Here is a 17,382-nt window from a genome sequence, read left to right as displayed (position 1 = left end):
GTGCGCTAAGGTGAGTGCTGACCCGGGCCCTGGCGGCCCTCCCCGACGCACCGAGGACACGATGACCCAGCACAGCAGCATCCCCGACGAGGCGCCGGACGCGGCACGGCCCGAACCGGGCCCCGAGGGCGTCGCCGAGGGCCGGGACGCCGCGGACGGGGTCCGGGAGCCGCAGGACGGCGCCGCGCCGGCCGACGGAGGCGGTGCCCCTGACCCGGACGCAGTGGCTCCCTTCCAGGACGACGCCGGGACCCCGCCCCTGGAGGCCGGGGGCGCCTCCGCCACCGGTGCGGACGGGGATCCCGTGGCCGGGGGAGGGACCGACGCCGGCGAGGCACCCGATTCCGCCGCCGAGGTGGACGTCCCCGGACCGGTGCCGTCCGACGTCGTGCTCGAGACCGGGGATGAGGACGACGCCGCCGCGCAGCCGACGCCGGGGCGGGCCTCCGCGCGCGGGACCGCGCCGGAGGCCGTGGAGGGCCTCGGGGACTGGGAGCCGGTCGGCGGGGACGAACGGCAGCCCACCGCGTCGGGTGCTCCCGCCCGGGCCGCCGCCGACGCGTCGACCTCGGTCTTCCCGGCCCGCCGGGCCGCCGGAGCCGCAGCCCAGGGGGCCTCCGCCTCCTCTCCCGCGGAGCCGGCCCCGGCGCCCGCTCCGGAGCCCGAACCGGCCGCCGCGCTGACCGCCGACCGGCTCCTGCAGCCGCGGAACCGGGCGCCCGTGGGCGGTTGGCGGCTGTGGCTCTACCGGGCCACGCTCGGCCGGGTCAACGTCGGCGACTCGGACGCCGTGCGCCTGCGCCGCATCACCGAGCACCAGATCGCCGCCCCGCTCGAGGGCGGCACCCGCTACGTGCCCGTGCTCTCCCGCAAGGGAGGCGTCGGCAAGACGACCGTGACGACCCTGCTCGGCATGGCGCTGGCCCATGTCCGCGAGGACCGCGTCATCGCCCTCGACGCCAATCCGGACCGGGGGACGCTCAGCGACCGCTCGCCCGGCCGGGCCCGCTACACGGCGCGGCAACTCGTGCAGAACCGCTTTATGGTGGATTCCTTCTCCAAGCTCTCCAGCTACGCCTCGCGCGAGGGATCCAGGCTCCACGTGCTCGCCTCCGACACCGATCCGCACGTCGCCGAGGCGTTCGACGACGCGGACTACCGCGCGGTCACGGACCTCTTGTCCCGCTTCTACTCGATCGTCCTGACGGACTCCGGCACCGGAATGGTCCACTCCGTCATGAAGGGCACGCTCGAGAAGGCCAACGCCGTCGTCCTCGTCTCCGGGGCGAGCGTGGACGAGGCCCGGCTGGCCTCCGAGACGCTGTCCTGGCTCGAGGCCCACGGCCGCGAGGACCTGGCACGCCGCGCGATCGTGGTCATCAACCAGTCCGCCGGGCCGGGCCGCGGGGTGAACGTCGAGGAGATCGAGGCGCACTTCCAGACCCGCGTCCAGACCGTGGTTCGGCTTCCCTACGACCCGCACCTGGCCGAGGGCTCGCGCGTTGACCTGCAGAGGCTGCGCCCCGCCACGCGCGAGGCGGCCATGGAGCTCGCCGCCCTCGTCGTGGCCGAGCTCAAGGGCTGAACCGTGCCGCACTACGAGCTCGCCGTCATCGGCTCCGGTTCAGGGAACTCGCTCCTGACGGAGCACTGGGACGGACGCCGGGTCGCGGTCATCGACGGCGGGACCTTCGGCGGGACGTGCCTGAACGTCGGCTGCATCCCGACCAAGATGTTCGTCTACCCGGCCGGCCTCGCCGCCTCGGCCGCGCACGCGCGGCGGCTCGGCGTCGGGCTGCGCGTCGAGGACGTCGACTGGCCCGGAATCCGCGACCGGATCTTCGGGCGCATCGACGCGATCTCGGCCGCCGGCCGGGACTACCGCGACCTCGAGCTCGAGCACGTGGACCTCTACCAGGAACACGTCGAGTTCACGGGGCCGACGTCGCTCGTGACGGCGTCCGGGAAGGAACTGAGCGCGGACCGGATCGTCGTCGCGGCGGGATCGCGCGCCGTGCTCCCGGACATCCCGGGCATCGACCTGCCACAGGTCCACACCTCGGACACGGTCATGCGGCTCGAGAAGCTCCCCGGGCGCCTCGTGGTTCTCGGCGGCGGCTTCATCGCCGCCGAGTTCGCCCACGTCTTCTCGGCGCTCGGGACGGACGTGGTGCAGGCGAACCGCTCCGCGCGGCTGCTGCGCAGCCACGACGCGCTCGTCTCGGAACGCTTCGCCACCGCGGCGGCCGCGCGCTGGACGCTCAGGCTCGGCTGGACGGTCACGGGCATCACCGAGGCCGGCGACGGCGTCGAGGTCTCCTTCCGCGATGACGACGGCGCCGTGCACACGGAGCACGCGGACGTCGTGCTCGCCGCCACCGGTCGCGTGCCGAACACGGACCGGCTCGGCCTCGGGGCCGCAGGCTTCGACACCACCGACGAAGGCATCCTCTCCGTCGACGCATACCAGCGTGTGCTCTCCGGTGGGAAGCCCGTCGACGGGGTCTTCGCGCTCGGCGACATCGCCAATCCATTCCAGCTCAAGCACGTGGCGAACCGCGAGGCGCGCGTCGTGGCCCACAACCTCGAACACCCTCATGAGATGCGGGCCATGGACCGGAGCCACGTTCCGGCCGCCGTCTTCTCCGAGCCCCAGATCGCCGCCGTCGGCCTGACGGAGGAGCAGGCCCGGGAGCAGGCGGGCGAGGGCGAGGAGATCACGACCGTCGTCCAGGACTACGGCTCCACCGCATACGGGTGGGCCATGGAGGACGAGGAGGGCTTCGTCAAGCTCGTCGCCGAGCGCCGCAGCGGGCGCCTGCTCGGGGCCCACCTGATGGGCGCGCAGGCCTCCATCCTGATCCAGCCGCTCATCCAGGCCCTCGCCACGGGGCTGCACGTGCACACCATGGCCCGGGGCCAGTACTGGATCCATCCCGCGCTGAGCGAGGTCGTGGAGAACGCCCTGCTCGGGCTCGGCGTGGACCCGCCGCCCGAACCCGCGCTGTAGCGGCCGGACCCCCCGGGGCAGCGGCACGGGAAGGCCCCCGGACTCCAGCGGGAGTCCGGGGGCCTTCCCGGTCACCGGGGTCGGCGGCCCGGGCTACTTCGCGGCGCCGTAGATCTCCTCGACCACCGCGTCGAAGTCCTTGAGCACCTGGGCGCGCTTGATCTTCAGCGACGGGGTCAGGTGCCCGGAGGCCTCCGTGAAGTCGCTCTCCACGATCCGGAACTCCTTGATGGCCTCGGCGCGGGAGACCGAGCCGTTGGCCTGGTCGACGAGCGACTGGATCTCCTGGCGCAGCTGGGGCAGCTTCGCGGCCTCGGCGACGGACATGGACGCCTGCTGGTGGCGCTGCAGCCAGCCGGGGAGCGCCTCCTCGTCGATCGTCACGAGCGCCGAGATGAACGGGCGCTGGTCGCCGATCACGACGCACTGGGAGACGATCGCCGCGGAGCGGATCTGGTCCTCCAGCTGGGCCGGGACGACGTTCTTGCCCGAGGAGGTCACGATGATCTCCTTCTTACGCCCGGTGATCCGCAGGAACCCGTCCTCGTCGAGCTCGCCGATGTCGCCCGTGCGCAGCCACTCGCCGTCGAAGGCCTCCTCGCGCAGCTCGTCTCGGTTGAAGTAGCCGCGCATGACGCAGACACCGCTTGCGAGGATCTCGCCGTCCTCCTCGATCCGCACGCCGTTGCCGGGCAGGGGCCGGCCCACGGTGCCGATCTTGATCCGCTGGGGCGTGTTGACCGTGATCGGCGCCGTGGTCTCGGTGAGGCCGTAGCCCTCGAGGATCGTCAGGCCGATGCCGTGGAAGAAGTGGCCGAGCCGCTCGCCGAGCGGCCCGCCCCCGGAGACGGCGTGGACGACGCGCCCGCCCATGGCCTCGCGGATCTTGTGGTAGACGAGCTTGTCGAACAGGGCGTGCTTGAGCTTGAGGCCCAGCCCCACCTTCCCGGCCTCGTCGGCGCGCGACCACGCGATCGCCGTATCGGCGGCGGCGTGGAAGATCTTGCCCTTTCCTCCGTCCTCGGCCTTGAGCATCGAGGAGTTGTAGACCTTCTCGAAGACGCGGGGAACGGCCAGGATGAAGGTCGGCTTGAAGCTCTGCAGGTCCGAGAGCAGGTTCTTGACGTCCGGAGTGTGCGCCACGGTGGCGCCGGCGGCGACGCACAGCACGGAGATGAAGCGGGCGAAGACGTGGGCGAGCGGCAGGAACATGATCGTCGCCGCGCCCGGGTAGACGGCCTCGGGGAGGGCGGAGCGCGCGTTCTCGCTGAGCTCGACGAAGTTGGAGTGCGTCAGCTCGCAGCCCTTGGGGCGTCCCGTGGTGCCGGAGGTGTAGATGATGGTGGCGAGGGAGTCGAGGCGGGCCGAACGGCGGCGCTCCTCGAGGTCCTCGTCGGAGACGTCCCTTCCGGCCTCCCGCAGGGCGTCGAGGCCGTCGCCCTCCATCTGCCAGACGTGCCGCAGTCCGTCGAGCCCTTCCTGCGTCGCTGCCTGGCGGACCACGTTCTCATGGCGCCCGGCCTCCACGACGACGGCGGCGGCGCCGGAGTCGCCCAGGATCCAGGCGACCTGGCTCGGGGAGGAGGTCTCGTAGACGGGCACCGAGACGCAGCCGGCGAACCAGACGGCGAAGTCCACGAGGGACCACTCGTAGCGCGTGCGGGCCATGATGCCGACGCGGGCCCCCGGCTCCAGCCCTTCCGCGATCAGGCCCTTGGCGAGGGCCGAGGCGTCCGCGGCGAACTCCTTGGCACGGATGTGGATCCACCCCTCGGCGCCGTCCGGCCGCGAGAAGAGCACGGGATTGTCCGCCGAGGCGGCCTGACGCACGACGAAGTCCGTGATGTTCGTCTCCGGTGGGCTGACCACCAGTGGGGGTACGCTGATTTCGCGCACGATTCGCTCCTCTTCCTCGAGTTGTGACGGGCCGGGCGTGCCGTGGTGATCCGTCTCTTGGTACCAGCCTAGTGGCTTGCATCACAGCTTTTACCAGTTAGTAACATACGAATCCATAACATCCCTTCCCAAGGAGCATTCCCGTGGCACCGGAAACCGCGATCGGCCTGGACATCGGCGGGACGAAGATCGCCGCCGGAATCGTGGATCGCTCCGGACGCGTCGGAACGCGGGCCGTCCGCAGCACGCCCGGGCACAGCCGGATCGAGGTCGAGGAGGCGGTGGCCGAACTGGTCGGCGAGCTGCACCGGGAGGCCCCGGGAGCGCCCGTGGGGATCGGCGCGGCGGGCTGGATGAACCCCGATACCGGCACGGTGCTCTTCAGTCCGCACCTGGCGTGGCGCAACGAGCCGCTCCGGGACCGGCTGGAGGACCGCCTCGGCGCCCGCGTGACGGTGGCGAACGACGCCGATGCCGCCGGATGGGCGGAGTGGCGCTTCGGCGCGGGGCGGGGGGAGTCGCACCTGGTCTGCCTCACCCTCGGCACGGGGATCGGCGGCGCCGTGGTCGCCGACGGGACACTGCGGCGCGGCCGCTACGGGCTGGCCGGCGAGTTCGGCCATCAGATCATGGTCCCGGGCGGCCACCGCTGCGAATGCGGCAACCGGGGATGCTGGGAGCAGTACGCGTCCGGCAACGCGCTGGGACGGGAGGGGCGCGAGCTGGCCCGCGCGGGCTCGCCCGTCGCGCAGACCCTCGTGGAGGCGGCGGGTGGGAATCCCGACGCGATCGACGGCGAGGTCGTGACCCGGATGGCCCGGGGCGGGGATCCCGCGAGCCGCGAGCTCGTCGTCGAGGTGGGTGAGTGGCTCGGGCTCGGCATGGCCAACCTCGCAGCCGCCCTTGATCCCGGGATGTTCGTGATCGGGGGCGGCCTCGGGGCGGCGTCGCCGCTGTTGCTGGAGGCCGCGGAGGCCGGATACCGGCGCCACCTCACCGGGCGGGGATACCGGCCCTTCGCCCGCGTCGCCCGTGCCGAGCTCGGGGCCGATGCGGGGCTCGTGGGGGCTGCCGACCTCGCCCGCAGCGATCCGCGCCGGCACGGCGGGGGCAGCGACGCGGCCCGGGTCAGTGGTGTTCGCTAGACGCGCGATCCGTCGTCGTAGTCGTCGCGGCGGTGCCGCGGCAGGCGCCACAGGAGCGTCCCGACCGCCGCGAGGAACACCGCGCACAGTCCCAGCCACACCATCGCCGGGGCGTCGCGCCAGAAGAGGGCCGCCAGCAGGAGTGCCAAGGGGGCGCCCACGGCTCCGCTCCAGCAGACCACGGCCAACGGATCACCCGTACCCAGCGGCGGTGGATCCTCCGGGATGAACTCCCCGTCGTCCTCGTCCTCGTCCAGGGCGTAGTCCCGCGGACCGGCCGTCGCACCCGGCGTCGCGGTCCGCGGGTCACGTGGCGGCCGAGCAGGCGCGGGCCGGCCCGGGGCGCTGGGATCCGGATCCCCCGCACGCGGTCCCGGTGCTGCGGTGCCGGTCCCGGCCGGTCCGGACAGGCCGGTGTCCGCGCCCGTGCCCGCGGCGTCGGCGTCCGTCGTGTCGGCTGCCGGGCCGTCGGGGGCCTGGAGCCGGCGCACGAGGTCCGCCCAGGCGGCGTCCTCGTCGCGGGAACCGCGGTCCGGGGCCGCGCCGCTCACGCCGGGGCCCCGGCCGGCCGCGGCGCTCCGGCCAGCCCGTCGAAGAACGCGGCGGTGCGCGCGAAGGCGGCCTCGGCGTCGTAGTCCAAGGTGGCGACGTGGTAGCTCGAGGCAAGCACGTCGACGCGCGGCGGGCGGGGCAGCCCCGCGCGCAGGACGGCGATGCTGGAGTCGGGGACGACGTGGTCGACGGCGGAACGGAACACGGCCACGGGCGCGCTCACCCGGCCGAGTCCCGAGCGTGCCGCACGGAAGAGCAGTCCCAGCTGGTGGACCGCGGCCACCGGGGTCCGCGGGTACGCGCCCTCGTCCTGCCCGGGCAGCGCGATGTCGTTCGCGATCGCCGGGACGGAGGCGAGGGCGTGCTTGAGCACCGGGGCCAGGTGAGCCGTCCGGTCCCCGAACGTCAGCCCCGGGTTGACGAGCGCGAGCCCGGCGACGGAACGGCCGGCGGCGAGCTGGAGGGCGAGCGCGCCGCCCATCGAGAGCCCGCAGACGAAGACGAAGCGGTGGTTGCGCTGCAGGACGTCGAACTCGCCGGCCACGGCGCGGCTCCACGCCGTGTGCGGCGTGCGCGCCAGGTCCTGCCACCTCGTGCCGTGCCCGGGCAGCAGCGGCACCGAGACCGTGTAGCCGCGTGCGGCCAGATGATCGGCCCACCCGCGCATGCTCTTCGGCCCCGAGGTGAAGCCGTGGACCAGCAGCACGGCATCCGGGCGCGGCCCGTGCAGGCGGAACGGCTCCGCCGGATCGGCCGGTGCCTGGTCCACGTCGTCCATGTTGCTCCCAAAACGCTGCGCTGGAGGATGCCCTGCGGGTGGTGATGTGCCTAGAGTAAGAGCCTAGCCGACGGTGGTGTGACGCATCCCGCCGGCGCAGCGAGAAGACCCGGACCCGTGGAAGGCACAGCGTGTTTTATTGGATCATGAAGCGGCTGTTCATCGGTCCGCTGGTGTCGGTGCTGTTCCGTCCCTGGGTCAAGGGGCTGGACAACATCCCCGCCGAGGGGGGAGCGATCCTCGCGAGCAACCACCTCTCGTTCGCCGATTCCATCTTCATGCCGGTCGCGGTCGACCGGCCCGTGGTCTTCCTGGCCAAGAGCGAGTACTTCACGGGGTCCGGACTCAAGGGCCGGCTCACGGCGACGTTCTTCCGGCTGACCAACCAGCTGCCCATGGACCGCTCCGGCGGCGCCGCGTCCGCGAACTCGCTCGGCGCGGGGGAGCGCATCCTGTCCCAGGGGCAGCTGCTGGGGATCTACCCCGAGGGGACGCGCAGCCCCGACGGGCGCCTGTACCGCGGCAAGCTGGGCGTCGCCAAGCTCGCGCTCGCGACGGGCGTGCCGGTCGTGCCCATCGCCATGATCGGCACGGACAAGGTCCAGCCGATCGGCAAGACGGTCCCCAACATCCGGCGCGTCGGCATGATCGTCGGCGAGCCGCTCGATTTCTCCCGCTATGCCGGGATGTCGGAGGACCGGTTCGTTCAGCGTTCCGTGGCCGACGAGATCATGTACGCGATCATGCGCCTGTCCGGGCAGGAGTACGTCGACGTCTACGCCGCGACGGTCAAGGCCGAGCTCGCCGCCAGGAAGCATGCGGCGCGGCACCCGCAGAAGAAGGCCGGTGGAGCCGCGGACGCCGGCGCCGGAAGTGCTCCGGACGGGGCCTGATCCTTGGCCGGGAACCGCCCGGTCCCGCGCGTCGGCCGTGCGCCAGGGGCCGTGCGGTATGCGCACGCAGGGGCGGTGCGTGCACTGTGAACGGCGCCCCCGCCGAGCTTTACGCCCGAATGTGACGCCGCTTGACCGCGGTCTAGTCTTGAGGGGTGAGTGAATCGACTGCCGTAACCACCCCACCCGTCCAGCCCGTCGCGGGCCCAGCCGCCGATCCCGGCCTGGATGTCTGGCGCACGCTGCCCATCCAGCAGCAGCCGAGCTGGCACGGGACCGACGCGCACGCCCGGGCCGTGGCGGAGCTCTCGGCGCTCCCGCCGCTCGTGTTCGCCGGCGAAGTGGACATCCTCCGTTCCCGCCTGGCCGACGCGGCCCAGGGCAAGGCCTTCCTGCTCCAGGGCGGCGATTGCGCGGAGACCTTCGACGGCGCGACGGCGGACAAGATCAGCGCCCGCGTCAAGACGATCCTGCAGATGGCCGTGGTGCTGACCTACGGCGCCTCGCTGCCCGTCGTGAAGATGGGCCGCATGGCCGGGCAGTTCGCCAAGCCGCGCTCTTCCGACTCCGAGACCCGCGACGGCGTGACCCTGCCGGCGTTCCGCGGCGACATCGTCAACGGCTACGAGTTCACCGAGGAGTCGCGGGCCCACGATCCGGCCCGCCTGGTCAAGGCCTACAACACCTCTTCCGCGACGCTGAACCTCATCCGCGCCTTCACACAGGGCGGCTTCGCCGACCTGCGCTCGGTCCACAACTGGAACCAGGGCTTCCGCTCCAACCCCGCGCACTCCCAGTACGAGTCGCTCGCCGCGGAGATCGACCGCGCCGTGCGGTTCATGGAGGCCTGCGGGGCGGACTTCGAGGCGCTCAAGCGCACCGAGTTCTTCGCGGCCCACGAGGCGCTCCTGCTCGACTACGAGCGGGCGCTGACCCGGACCGACTCGCGCACGGGACTGCCGTACGACACCTCGGGGCACTTCCTGTGGATCGGCGAACGCACGCGCCAGCTCGACGGCGCGCACGTGGACTTCCTCTCCCGCGTCCGCAACCCCATCGGCGTCAAGCTCGGCCCGGGCACGAGCCCCGACGACGCGCTCGCGCTCATCGACAAGCTCGACCCCGAGCGCGAGCCGGGCCGCCTGACCTTCATCACCCGCATGGGCGCGAAGAACATCCGGGAGAAGCTCCCGAACCTCGTCGAGAAGGTCACGGCCTCCGGGGCGCAGGTCCTGTGGGTCACCGATCCCATGCACGGCAACACGGTCACGAGCCAGAACGGCTACAAGACCCGCAACTTCGACGACGTCATGGACGAGGTCCGCGGCTTCTTCGAGGTCCACGACTCCCTCGGCACCTTCCCGGGCGGACTGCACGTGGAGATGACGGGCGACGACGTCGCCGAGTGCCTCGGTGGAGCGGATCCGATCCGCGAGGAGCAGTTCGACGACCTCTACGAGTCGGTCTGCGACCCGCGGCTGAACCACCGCCAGTCCCTCGAGATGTCCTTCCTCGTCGCCGGGGCGTTGGCCCAGCGCGGGCAGCGGGGCTGATCAGCCCACGCAGTGCGACGCCGGAGGGCGGGCTTCCGTACGGAGGCCCGCCCTCCGGCGTCGTACTGTCCGGGCACCGGTGGGCGGTGCCTGCCGTGCCCGACGTTCGGTGTCGCCCCGGGTGGGGCCCGTCAGCGACGCCGCCGGCCCGTGGTCCGCGCTAGACGACGCCCAGGGTGACCGTCGAGCCCTCCGGCAGCTCCGTGCCGCCCGCGGGATCCTGCGTGGCCACGGTGTTGAAGATGATGCCGAAGGTCCCCTCGGTGACCTCGACCGTGAAGCCCAGCTCCTCGAGGGCCGCGCGGGCCGCGCCCAGCTGCCGTCCCCTCACGTTCGGGACCTCCACCATCCGCGGCCCCTTCGAGAGGACATAGCCGACCGTCGATCCGCGTTCGAGCCGGCCCTCCGCCGGCTGCTGGGAGAGCACCGCCCCCTCCGGGACCGTGCGGCTGAACTCCTCGCCCGTGTCCTCGCCGACGAGCCCGGCGGAGCGGAGGATCTGCTCGGCGTCCTCCGCGGTGCGTCCCGTGACGTCCGGGACGTCCACGGGAGCGGGGCCCTGGGAGACGACGAAGGAGACCTCCGTGCCGCGGCGGACCTGCTCGTCCGGGCCGGGGTCCTGGGAGACGACCTGGCCGGCGGGCATGGACTCGTCGTGGCGCTCCGAGACATCGCCCGCCGCGAGCTGGCCGTCCTCCAGGGCCTTCTCGGCCTGCGCCGATTCGCGGCCGACGAGATTGGGGACCGTGAACAGCTCGGGGCCCTTGGACACGAGGAGCTCGACGGACTGGAAGCGGCGGATCTGCGTGCCGCCGACCGGCTCGCTGCCGACCACGAGACCGGAATCGAGGACTTCGTCGAACACCTCGCGTTGCGAGTGGTCCACGCCGAGCCCGTCCAGGGCCGAGGCCGCGTCGGCCACCGGCCGTCCCTCGAAGCGCGGCACGTCGACGGCGGCCCCGGGTCCCGCGCCGAAGAACCATCCGGCCGTGCCGAGAAGCGCCGCGAGGAGCACGACGACGACGGCCCAGATCCAACCGCGGCGGCGCGCCGTGCCCCGCCCGAGCTGGACCACGGGCGTCTGCGCCTCGCGCTTCCAGTCCCGCCGCTCCTGCTTGGCCTGCTTGCGCTGCTGCCGGGCGGTGGGGTGAGGGGCGGTCCCGGCGGCGGAGCCGGAGCCGAGGCGGTGCGGACCGACGCGGCCGGGGCTGCCGTGGCCAGGGCGGCCGTCGTCGGCTGGGTAGCCGCCGTCGGCATCGCCGGGCTCCGCACCGCCGTCGTCCGCCGCGGGTCCTCCGTCGCCGGGAGCGAAGCGGGGGAGTGCCCTCGTGCTGTCGCGGTGCGACGGGAGGGCCGTGGTCCGGTCGTGGAAGGAGTCGAAGGCCCGCGTCGCGTGGCCGTCCGGGGCGATCGCCTCGGTGGGATTGCCCGCGGCTCCGATGGCCTCGGTGGGGGGTGAATCCGGGTCGAGCGCCGCCGTCGGGTGTCCGCCCGGGACGCCCGCCCCGCCGGCAGGGCGCGTGCCGCCCGTGTGCTGCGCGGCCCGCGATCCGGAGCCGTAGTCGAGCTCCGCGTCGGAGAGCGTGGTCCTGATGTGCTGGAGCTCCTCCTGCAGCGCGACGACGTCCTGCAGCCGGTCTTCGGGGTCCCGGGCCGTGCAGAGCAGCACGAGCTCGTCGAGGTCGAGGGCGAGGCCGGGAAGGAGCGCCGAGGGGGCGGGGACGTCGGCCGTCACGTGCTGGTAGAGCACGGCGTTCAGATCGCCCGTGAACGGCTGCCGCCCGGTCAACAGCTCGAAGAGCATGATGCCCACGGAGTAGATGTCGCTCCGACCGTCGGCGGGACGGTTGTTCACGATCTCGGGTGCCACGTAGGCGGCGGTGGCCAGGGCCCCGAGGGAGGCCTCCGTGTACTCGTGGGTGGGCCGGGCGAGGCCGAAGTCGGCGACCTTGATGGCGCCGCTGTTCGAGAGCAGGACGTTCTCCGGCTTCATGTCCCGGTGGATGAGCCCCTGGCCGTGCGCGGCGGCGAGGCCCGCGACGATGGCGGAGAGGTAGGCGAGGGCCTGTCGGGGCGGCAGCGGCCCCTCCTTCCGCAGGATCTCGCGCAGCGTGCGTCCCTCGACGTACTCCATGGCGAGGTACGCGACGCCGTCCTCCACCCCGTGGTCGAGCACGTTGACGACATGGACGTCGCTCACGCGCGCCGCCGTGACGGCCTCCTGCCGGAAGCGGGCGAGGACCTCTGGCTGGACGGAGAGGTGCGGGTGGAGGACCTTGATGGCCGTCTCGCGCTCGAGCTTGACGTCCGTGGCGACGTAGACGGTGGCCATTCCACCCGCGGCCACGCGGGTATGCACGTCGTAGCGCCCACCGATGAGGCGCCCGATCATGGGGTCGCGTCCTTGTTCCGTCACCCCATGATCGTAGCCACCCGGGCTGTGCGAATCCGGGATTTGGCCGGCACGGAATCATCACGCTTGCGGCCCACGGGCCCACGGGCCCGCTGGCCCGCGCAGGGGGCGGCGGGATGCGTGGCGGGTGGCATGCGCGAGGGGCCGCATCCGATGGGTGCGGCCCCTCGTGTCCCGGAACGGGGTCCCGGACTCCGGACCCGGCGGCATTCCTCCTCGCGGTGGTGCCGCAGGCCCGGTACGGGTCCTTGCTAGGAGGCGCGGCGGGCGCGGGCGGCGCGGCGCTTGAGGGCGCGTCGCTCGTCTTCGCTCATGCCGCCCCATACGCCGGCGTCCTGACCGGACTCGATCGCCCACTGCAGGCAGGTGTCGACAACCGGACAGCGACGGCAGACGCTCTTGGCCTCTTCGATCTGGAGCAGGGCCGGCCCCGTGTTCCCCACGGGGAAGAACAGCTCGGGGTCCTTGTCCAGGCAGGCTGCGCGACTACGCCAATCCATGCTTGTTGATGCTCCTTGGTAGCTAGGTGTCTGGTGGCGGTCCGGGCCGGCACGGGTGGCCGGCGGGACCTGCGGCCGAAAGAAAACGGAGCGTAGCAACGCTCCGGAACAACCGCCTACCAAGGCTTTCATGTTACGTAAACGTAAACAAGGGATCGGGAGCAGGAATTCGCGCAGGGGCCCTGAGGCATTGATCACACGCCGCCGGCGTGGAGGGGGCGCCGGGGAGGCGCCGCTCCGGACCCGGTTCGCCGTTGCCCGGTGGGAGGACGGCGGCCGCACGAGCTGCGGTGCGGCCGCCGATAGGATCTAAGGCGTGATGTCCCGAAACCCCTCCGCCCCTGTTCCCGCGCCGCAGCGCGCCGACCGTCCCTGGCAGGCCGCCGCGGTCGGACTGATCGTGCTGCTCGAGGCCCTGGGGATGATCGCGGTGGGAGTGGTCTTCGCCGCCCAGCTCGCCGCACCGGGACCTCTCGCCCCCGCGGGCAGGGTCTTCCTGCTGGTCCTGATCCTGGGTGCCGCGGCCTGGCAGGGCTGGGTGGCGCTGAACGTGTTCCGCGGCCGCTCCTGGACGCGGGCCGCCGCGCTGGTCTGGCAGGTCTTCCAGGTCATCCTGGCCGTTCCCCTCGTCGGTGGCGAGACGCTGTGGCTCGGAGTCCTGCTCCTGGTTCCCGCCGCGGCCGCCTTGCTTCTGCTCTTCAACACGAAGACCCTCTCCTTCTACGAGGCGCGCTCCGCGTAGTCCGCCCGGGCCGGCCCGTCGTCGGGCAGCAGGCACTGGATCCAGCGCAGCCTTCCGTCGATCCACGCCGCTGCGCGGCCCGGGATCCGTTCACGGAGCACGGGCGCCCGCCATCCCGCGAAGTCACCGTCGGAGGCATGCCGCGGATCGAGCAGGATGACCGAGCCCGGGGCCCTGGCGGCCTGGGCCAGCGGCAGCTCGGTGAACAGGCGCGACGACGGCTCGGCGGCCATGACGATGCGTGCCCCGGCCGCACGCCAGCCCTCGAGGACGGCGCGCTGTCCCGGGGTGATGTCGGTCGCGTCGTCGACGAGGACCCAGCGCGGTCCGGCGGCCGGAGTCTCGGGGGCGTCCGGATCGGGCCAGCCCGAGGCCGGTGACAGGACCGCAGGCCGGCCCGGAAGCAGCTGTGCCAGGCTCCTCAGCGCAGTGCTCTTGCCGCTGCCGGAACCGCCGAGGAGGAGCCCGACGGGCCCGGGGTCCCAAACCCAGGGGCGGTTGTCGGGTCCCGTCACGGCGAAGGCGTCCACCGTGCCGCCGGCCGTCGGGTGCCGAACGGCCGCCGTCGGCAAGGGCAGCGACCGGGCGGGCGGGAGGCCGGGTTCCGGCGCCGGAACGGCGGCGTGGCCCGCATCGCGGTCCGCGCCGATGAGCTGCAGGGCCGTGCCGCTCTCGGGCCGGCCAGGACCCGTGAGGACGCCCCGCCCCCGTACCGCGTCGACCGGGCGCAGGCGCGGCCAGCCGAGGACGGTCTCGGGTCCGAGCCCGAGGGGGCAGTAGACGCGGTGCTCCGCGAGGGAGAAGTAGCGCGAGGAAGTCAGGTCGCGGTCCCCGAGGACCGCCAGTGCGAGGCCCAGCGATTCAGCGCTGCGGGCCAGTGCGGCCAGACGGTCGTCGAAGGAGGCGAATCCCGCTCCTCCGAGGGCGGCGGCCCAGGCGGCCAGGCCGGTGACCACGAGGACGCGTTCGGCCCCGGAGTCGGTGGCGGATTCCACGAGGGCGAGGACGTCCTCCATCCGTTCGGCGTCGCGTGGCGTGACGACTCCTGCGACGCGCGGCAGCAGCGGGGCCTCCGGGACGAAGCCTGCCCCGTCCAGGACGTAGACGTGGCACTCGGGCTCCCTCCTGGCCGCGCCCTGGACGAGCTGGCGGGCCAGACCGGCGATCCCGCCGTCGGGACCGCCCGTCGCCGCGAGCCGGCGCTCGCGGGACGGATCCCAGCACCAGGCGCGCAGGCGCTGTCCGGGGACGTCGTCCAGCAGCCCCAGGGGTACGGACCCGGCCGGGGCGTCCTGCCGGAAGCGCCTCGGGACGGAGGACAGGGCCGCCGGCAGCCCGGGGGCGAAGACGCGGGCGACGGGCCGGGGCCGGACGTGGCCCGACCCGAGACGCGAGAGCCGTTCCACGGGTTGCTCCTCGTGGGTCCGGGGGGAGTCGAAGCGCAGCGGGGCGGGCGTCCGGCCCACGGTGGGAGGGAGGGGCAGCAGCGACCATCGGGACTGGGTCCCACCCGCGTGGGCGGCCTGGAACTCGACGGCGTCCTCGGTGCCCCGCCGGAGGTAGGCCCGCCCGGGGAGCCTGCGGTCGATGGCCGCGGCCGCGGCCGATCCCAGCAGGTCGTTGGAATCGAAGGCGCTGAGGAGGCGCAGGCAGACCACGGCGTTGATGTTCGCCCGGAGGTCGGCGGAGACGACGCCCTGGGGGCGCTGGGTCGCCAGCAGCAGGTGGACGCCGAGGGATCGTCCGACAGCGGCGATCCGCAGGAGCTCGGGCAGGGCGCCGGGCAGTTCGTCGGTCATGATGCGGAACTCGTCCACGACGACGGCGAGGCGGGGCAGCGCCTCGCCTTCCGGCCCCGCCGTCGAGCGGTACGTGGCGTAGTCGGGGGCCCCGGCGCGTTGGAGCAGCGACTCCCGCCGCTTGAGCTCGACCCCGAGGGACTCCAGGGTCCGTTCCGCCGTGGCGGCCGAGAGGTCCGTCACGATGGCCTGCGTATGGGGGAGGGACGCGAACGGGCCGAGCGTGGCTCCCCCCTTGAAATCCACCAGGAGGAACGCCAGCTCGTCGGGCCCGTACCGCATGGCCAGGGACGTGACGACCGAGCGGACGAGTTCGGACTTGCCGGATCCCGTCGTCCCCGCCACGAGGGCGTGCGGACCGTCTGCGACCAGGTCCAGGACCAGCGGGCCGGAGCCGGTGGCTCCGAGCTGGACGAGCAGGGAAGAACCGCACGAACCGGTCCATGCACGTGCGGGCTCCTCGAGGGCGACGTGCCGCGGCAACGGGCCGCTTCCGCCGTGGTCCGCTGCTCCGGTGTCATCCGCCAGGTCTTCGGCGAGCCGGGCCAGGGAGTCGAAGGACATGCCGTCCACGTCCAGGGTTCCCCCTCCCGATCGTCCGGCGACGTCGTCGCCGCGCCAGCGGGCCGCGGTCGCCTCCAGATGCCAGTCCGGGACCGTGGAGCCCGGGAACCCGTGGAGGAGGAAGGCCGGGCCGGATTCCCCCGGGCCGGGGACGGCCTCCTGCCAGGCGGCCGCGTCGCCGGCCGCGACGATCGTGGCCGGACGCCGCACTCCGGAGGCCGGGAAGTCCTCCGGGGCCGCGATGCAGAAGACGTTGCGGACGCGGCGGAGCTGGACCGGCAGCTCCGGAAGGTCTCCAGCGAGGTACACGAGCGGGCCGCCGCCCGCGGCGCGGACCGCGAGCTGGGCGACGAGCGCGCGGAAGGCCGACGCCGCCGTCGTACCCCGACCCGACACGACGCCGACCCCGCCCGGACGCAGCCCCACCACGACAGGACCCTCGGCACGATGCGTCCGCGCCGTGCGCGCGGGGTCGGGCTCGGTGCCCCGGTCCCTGAAGGGGACGTCGATGCCTCCCGAGCCGAGACGGAGGACGGCCGGCCCTCCTCCGTCGCCCGGTGCCACGCGTCCGGACGCCGCCGCCAGGGCCAGCGACCCGAGCCCCGGCGCGGCCCCGTCGAGCCGACGGACGTAGTCCGCGGACGCCGCGCCGAGCGAGCGGCCCCTGCGTCGCCGCGCCCGCAGCTCGAGCACGGCCGGGATGCCGCCAGTAAACAAGCCGATCGCGCAGAACGCCAGGAAGATCCAGGTTCCCAGGGTCACGGCCAGCACGACGCCGACGAGCAGCGGCAGCAGGGCGCCCACGAGCATGAGCCACGGGCGGGAGGGGCCCGGTGGCGGGCCGGGATCAACCGGCTCCGGGAGGCGCCCGGAAACGGGGCCCGACCGTGGCGCGGCATCGAGGCGGAACGCCGTCCCGCCCAGCGTGAACCGATCGCCGACGCCCAGCCGGCGCTCGCCGGACGTGGAAGGGCGCAAGGTCACCGACGTCCCGTCGACGACGATCCGCGCGTGTTCCCTGGACAGGGCCGGATCCAGGACGCGTGCGTCCACGTCGCCGCGGCCGAGGGTGTGCGTGCCACGGGCCAAGGGGCGTGCCTGGCCCGCGTCGGGGCCGGAGTCCACGACGAGCCAGACCGGGGGCGGGCCCTCCGTGCCCGGCGACGTGCGGGGAAAGGGGGTGACGTGGAGGTGGCCGTGCCTCGGGAGCGGTCCGAGCGCCGGCAGGGGATCCGCATCGACGTAGTGCGGTGCGGCGCATCCGGCCTGCTCCAAGGCGGCCCCGAGTTCGGCTCCCGTGGGCAGGCCGGGGCCGGGAACCTCGAAACGGCGTGTCTCGAGCCCCGCGTCCACGGCCACGGAGACGGTCAGGTGCAGTGTCATGTTCCTCCTGTGCACGGTCCGGCCTTCAGAACGCTATCGGGGCGGAGGGCCCGGCCGGGGCCCGTAATTGACAGCTGTGGAAAACCCGGCGAAATCCACAGCTCGCGGAGGTCCCGCTTGTGAACGTCGTGTCGGCGTGGGTAATCTCGCTGGG

General features: G+C 73.3%; 12 protein-coding genes. 6 read left to right on the top strand and 6 right to left on the bottom strand.

The window, feature by feature from the left end; translation table 11 throughout:
• Positions 1-61 precede the first annotated feature (61 nt).
• Entirely contained in the window at positions 62-1,585 is a 1,524-nt protein-coding gene (locus AC0QR5_RS05595; protein WP_329862990.1) for a MinD/ParA family ATP-binding protein, read from the top strand.
• A 3-nt stretch (positions 1,586-1,588) separates the two neighbouring features.
• Entirely contained in the window at positions 1,589-3,010 is a 1,422-nt protein-coding gene (locus tag AC0QR5_RS05590; RefSeq protein WP_329862993.1) for a mycothione reductase, read from the top strand.
• 93 nt (positions 3,011-3,103) lie between these two features.
• Here the strand turns inward: AC0QR5_RS05590 and AC0QR5_RS05585 are convergent, their stop codons facing one another.
• Complete coding sequence (locus tag AC0QR5_RS05585; protein WP_329862995.1) at positions 3,104-4,906, bottom strand: AMP-dependent synthetase/ligase; 1,803 nt, start codon at positions 4,904-4,906, stop codon at positions 3,104-3,106.
• Positions 4,907-5,049: 143 nt separating this feature from the next.
• On the opposite strand from AC0QR5_RS05585, the gene AC0QR5_RS05580 reads away from it, so the two are divergent.
• Positions 5,050-6,051 (top strand): ROK family protein, encoded by a 1,002-nt coding sequence (locus AC0QR5_RS05580; RefSeq protein ID WP_329862997.1) that lies wholly within the window; start codon positions 5,050-5,052, stop codon positions 6,049-6,051.
• Here AC0QR5_RS05580 and AC0QR5_RS05575 read toward each other — a convergent pair.
• Both AC0QR5_RS05575 and AC0QR5_RS05570 read right to left on the bottom strand, forming a co-directional pair.
• Positions 6,048-6,602, bottom strand: coding sequence for a hypothetical protein (locus AC0QR5_RS05575; RefSeq protein WP_329862999.1), 555 nt, complete (start codon positions 6,600-6,602; stop codon positions 6,048-6,050). The two genes, AC0QR5_RS05580 and AC0QR5_RS05575, sit on opposite strands and share 4 nt — an antisense overlap.
• Positions 6,599-7,381 carry an alpha/beta hydrolase gene (locus AC0QR5_RS05570; protein WP_329863000.1) on the bottom strand — a complete coding sequence of 261 codons (783 nt, stop codon included), beginning with the start codon at positions 7,379-7,381 and terminating at the stop codon, positions 6,599-6,601. Before AC0QR5_RS05570 ends, AC0QR5_RS05575 begins: the two co-directional genes overlap by 4 nt.
• A 131-nt stretch (positions 7,382-7,512) precedes the next feature.
• Here AC0QR5_RS05570 and AC0QR5_RS05565 point away from each other — a divergent pair, with 131 nt between their 5' ends.
• Together AC0QR5_RS05565 and AC0QR5_RS05560 are read left to right on the top strand one after the other, a co-directional pair.
• Positions 7,513-8,274 carry a lysophospholipid acyltransferase family protein gene (locus AC0QR5_RS05565; RefSeq protein ID WP_329863002.1) on the top strand — a complete coding sequence of 254 codons (762 nt, stop codon included), beginning with the start codon at positions 7,513-7,515 and terminating at the stop codon, positions 8,272-8,274.
• Positions 8,275-8,429: 155 nt separating this feature from the next.
• Entirely contained in the window at positions 8,430-9,827 is a 1,398-nt protein-coding gene (locus tag AC0QR5_RS05560) for a class II 3-deoxy-7-phosphoheptulonate synthase (protein WP_430632807.1), read from the top strand.
• Positions 9,828-9,987: 160 nt separating this feature from the next.
• On the opposite strand, the gene AC0QR5_RS05555 is transcribed toward AC0QR5_RS05560, so the two are convergent.
• Together AC0QR5_RS05555 and AC0QR5_RS05550 are read right to left on the bottom strand one after the other, a co-directional pair.
• Positions 9,988-12,243, bottom strand: coding sequence for a Stk1 family PASTA domain-containing Ser/Thr kinase (locus AC0QR5_RS05555; protein WP_329863004.1), 2,256 nt, complete (start codon positions 12,241-12,243; stop codon positions 9,988-9,990).
• A 248-nt stretch (positions 12,244-12,491) separates the two neighbouring features.
• The gene (locus AC0QR5_RS05550) at positions 12,492-12,740 is read right to left on the bottom strand and encodes a WhiB family transcriptional regulator (RefSeq protein ID WP_068738138.1); all 249 of its coding nucleotides are present in this window, start codon (positions 12,738-12,740) and stop codon (positions 12,492-12,494) included.
• Between the two features lie 316 nt (positions 12,741-13,056).
• Between AC0QR5_RS05550 and AC0QR5_RS05545 the strand changes: the two genes are divergently transcribed.
• Entirely contained in the window at positions 13,057-13,482 is a 426-nt protein-coding gene (locus AC0QR5_RS05545; protein WP_430970755.1) for a hypothetical protein, read from the top strand.
• Here the strand turns inward: AC0QR5_RS05545 and AC0QR5_RS05540 are convergent.
• A complete protein-coding gene (locus tag AC0QR5_RS05540) occupies positions 13,461-17,228 on the bottom strand; it encodes an FtsK/SpoIIIE domain-containing protein (RefSeq protein WP_329863010.1) in 3,768 nt (1,255 codons plus the stop codon). The two genes, AC0QR5_RS05545 and AC0QR5_RS05540, sit on opposite strands and share 22 nt — an antisense overlap.
• Between the last annotated feature and the right edge of the window lie 154 nt (positions 17,229-17,382).

This window comes from Arthrobacter sp. J156 (genome assembly GCF_056172865.1).
Note: the sequence above shows the minus strand (reverse complement) of the source record. Positions and strands in the feature narration are given on the sequence as shown.